Annotated in this window: 2 protein-coding genes and 1 pseudogene; all 3 read right to left on the bottom strand. The window is 73.6% G+C overall.

Annotated features, from left to right (window positions below):
* Positions 1-215, bottom strand: a pseudogene (locus ACFWTE_RS29780) (glycosyltransferase family 2 protein); the annotation flags it as partial.
* On the bottom strand, positions 212-2,230 hold the full coding sequence (locus ACFWTE_RS29785) for a glycosyltransferase (protein ID WP_378783275.1): 2,019 nt from the start codon (positions 2,228-2,230) through the stop codon (positions 212-214). The pseudogene ACFWTE_RS29780 and the gene ACFWTE_RS29785, both read right to left, overlap by 4 nt.
* A 162-nt stretch (positions 2,231-2,392) precedes the next feature.
* The coding region (locus ACFWTE_RS29790) for a glycosyltransferase family 2 protein (protein WP_378783277.1) at positions 2,393-3,609 on the bottom strand (1,217 nt) is incomplete at its 5' end.

Consider the following 3,609-nt stretch of genomic DNA (forward strand, 5'->3'; position numbering starts at 1 on the left):
TCGGGATGGCCGTGCGCCGGAACCACCACCGACACCGACAACACCGGCGTCCACTCCCCCAACGCGGGGGGCCGGAGGATGCCGTGATCGTTGCGGTGCAGCCGTGGTTGCTCAGCGGGTGTCGGGACGGTCCGCTCGGGGACCTCCCCCTCGGGCCCGCCCGCGCTGCTTCCGGCGGGCACCTCCCTGCTGGAGGCGCTGTCTGAGGTGGTCAACTGTGTCCCCCCGAGTGATCGGTGTGCGGGGCGGCCCGACCGAGCGCGCCGGCTTCCCCCTCCATGAGGGAGTTGGGCCGCCAGCCGGACCACTGTTCGGTGTGGTTGCGCAGGAAGTAGCCCAGGTCCACCTCCCACGTGTGCCCGGTTCCGGAACGACGCAGGAGGTACCCGAGGCCGTGTGTGCGGTAGACCCGGCCACCGCCCTGCCGTACGGAGAGCAGGAACTGGCTGTCGATCGCCCGGGGCAGCGGGCGGAAGCCCCCGACGTCCTCCAGCACCACGCGGTCGGTGAGGATCGTGCTACCGACCACCTGGGCGTTGGGGAACTCCGACCGGTAGCTGCGCCACACGGTCAGGTCGAGTTCCTGGAGGTAGGTGTAGTTCTGGCTGATGCCCACGACGTCGGCGCCGGAGTAGGCCCGGGCCAGCATCAGGTCGGCGAGGTGTTCGGGGCCGTACCAGTCGTCGTCGTCCCACTTGGCGATGACCGTGCCGGACGCCCGGTCCACCGCTTCGTTCATCACCGCACCGAAGACCTTGTCCCCGTCCGCCTCGTGGACGGTGATCGGGTGGCCGAGGGCCGCGAACTCGCTGACGGCCGCCCGGACCGCGGGCAGTTCCGCGGAGAACCCGTGGAGGGCGAGGACCAGCTCGAACCTGACGTGGCGCTGGCGCGCCACCTGGGCGAGCGCGAATCCCACGAGGTCGGGGCGGCGGGTGCACAGGACCACGGTGACCAGCGGCTCCGGGACCACCGGAATGCCCGCCTCCGCGGCCAGGGCGCGCCAGCGGGTCCGCTGTCCGTGGGTGCGCAGCGCGGCGCGGCGCAGCCGGACGCTGTGCTCCTCCCGCGCCAGGGCGTCGCACATGCCGTCCTCCTCGACGCGGGTGAGGAGGTCGGTGAGGGGCTGTCCGAGACCGGCGGCCCACGCGGGCACGGGGCCGCTCACCAGTGGGACCCCGCCCGCGGCGAGGGAGGCGACCGCCCGCACCGCGGCCGCCGGCCCGGCGTGCCCGGACCAGTCCACCCGGACCACGCGCAGATCGCGGATCCCGGCCAGGTCGACGTCGGTGATGCCGCCGTCGGCGGGCACGGTCACCAGGACCTCCTCGGCGGTGCGGATGACGGCGTGCTCCCCGTCGACGGTCAGGTCTCCCACGGGGCCCCTGGTCTTCTTGTTGAAGCCCATGGGGTTGACGAGGCGTTCGTCGATCGGGGCGATCGCGGTCACGGGGTCGGGTCCGCGGACACGCAGCGCGGCGGACGCGCCGTCCGCGTCGACCAGGGACTCCCAGGAGCCCGCACCGGTGGTGGAGCGGTCCAGCGCGGGGACCGCCACGTCCTCCCAGAGCGGGAGGGAGGCGCCGTCCTGGGTGCGCAGAACCAGGTCGGCGGTGGGCGTCACCCGGAGCAGCGGCACCGGCCCCGCCGCGCCGACCGGTGTGGCCGCCGGGTCTCCCGGGCGCCACAGGTGCGCCTGCGGACCGTGCAGTCCGGCCTGGAGCCCGCTCCCGGGCCCCCTCCGGCGCCCGCGCCCGCCGTGGAAGATCGCGGCCAGGGCGGGCGCGACCTCGGTCCCGCTGGGGAAGAAGAGTTCACAGAGCCACGCCCCCTTCTCAGCCTTGCGCACCCGCAGTTCGTGCAGGTCGTTCCACTCCTCGATCCCGGGAGGGCAGGGGGCGAGGACGCCGTGGTGACCGGGGATGTGCTCCACGGCCACCAGGAGGTGGACGGCCCGGGGCAGGTGCGCCGCGAGAGTGACCGCCCTGCGCAGGTCGGTGAGGCTGGCCGCGACGACGGCCACGAGGCCGACCACGGAGCGGGCGCCGTCCTCGTCGACCTCGGCCGACCCTCCCATGGGGTGGGCTCCCAGGTCGAGGAGGAGGTCGTCCGGCCGCAGCCGGAGGAAGCCGAGTTCGTCGAGTGCCGCGCCCCCGGCCCCGACACGGCACAGCACGGCGCGCTCGTCACCGCGTGTGCGCAGGGCCTGGCTGATGGCGGTGGTGATCATCGGACGACCTCGCTGGGTTGGGAGCGCGGGGCGGGAGCCCGTCGGACACGTGGCGGTCCCTGCGACTCAGAGTAACCAACATGATCACTTTGAGTGCAATAGCGACTGCGTGTCGTGACTGATTGGGTTCCCGATCCCCGCGGTCCCGCGGGTCGCCCCGGGTCAGCGCACCAACTTGCGCACGGCCCTCCCCGCCACCCCCGGCCTGAACCAGCGCAGCTTGCGCTCGGCCCGCATGGCACGGGCCGTCTGGCGTTCGACCTCGGCGCGCGCCTCGGCGAGCTTGCGGCGCAGCGCGTCGGCGTCGACCGTCTCGGCCTCCTCGCCCGCGTCCCGGGCGACGAACGACTCCCCCGGCATCCAGTGGGTGGTGTGGACGTCCTCGACCACCCGGTCCAGGTCGCCCCCGGACGCCTCGGGCTCCAGGTGGCGGGCGCGGGCGAAGGCCGCCGTGCGCTCCAGGCGCAGCACCCCGTCCCCCGCACGCGTGGCACCCGGCAGGGGCGCGCTGAGCAGTCCGGCCTTCTTCTCGTTGATGGTCCGCACCAGGTCGGCCACCATCGTGGGGGTCGGGGAGGCGCCCACGGGGACGTGGAGCCGGAAGGGGACCCGGGGGTCGTGCTCCGGCTCCTCCCCGGTGAACCGCACCCTCGGGTCGCCCCGGAAGGTCTCCCGCACCAGCCGCAGATCCAACCGCTCGTCGTCCAGCGGGGAGCGCCGCCCCTCCTCCAGCTCCGCCCACGGACCGCGCAACCACAGCCGCACGTCCGGCGTGCTGCCGTCCAGCAGGGCCGACACGGTGGTGTCGACGTCCTCCAGCGTGTGCGCCCCGACGTCCAGGAGGACGTCCGCGAAGGGCACCTCCCAGTGGCGGTCCGGCCGCTTGCGCCGCAGGTGGAAGTCGGGGACGCGGTTGGCCACGAACGGCATGCGGTACCGGGTGCCCGCGTCGCGGCGGGTCTGCATCTGGGAGCGGCCCAGGTGCCAGCTGCTGGTGTCCAGGTCGGGGATGAACACGGCGCCCTGCTGCGAGACGCGGTAGGCGAACTCGCTGTCGCCGCCCAGGATCAGGTCGGCGTCCATCCCGCCCGCCGCCTCGAAGAGGCTGCGGTGCAGCGAACCCGTGGCACCGATGAACACCTTGTACGAGAGGCGGTCGGCGGTGCGCAGCCGGTCGTGCTTGTTGATCAGGCGTTCGACCCAGTGGGTGTCGGCGGTCTCCCTGTCGAACAGGTCGCCCGCCCGCCCCGCACGCACCTGCTCGGCCACGTACCCGGGGTCCAGGGTCTCCGGGTCGAAGTCCACGAACAGCTTGTGGCCCATCGCGACGCCGTAGTCGAGCAGGTGGTGCCACCGCATCTGCGACTCGACGTGCTCCC

Source organism: Nocardiopsis sp. NPDC058631 (assembly GCF_042716955.1).
GTDB lineage: Bacteria > Actinomycetota > Actinomycetes > Streptosporangiales > Streptosporangiaceae > Nocardiopsis.

Coding starts and splice junctions, on each gene's coding strand:
- ACFWTE_RS29785 (WP_378783275.1), bottom strand. CDS start 2,230: ATGATCACCACCGCCATCAGCCAGGCCCTGCGCACACGCGGTGACGAG.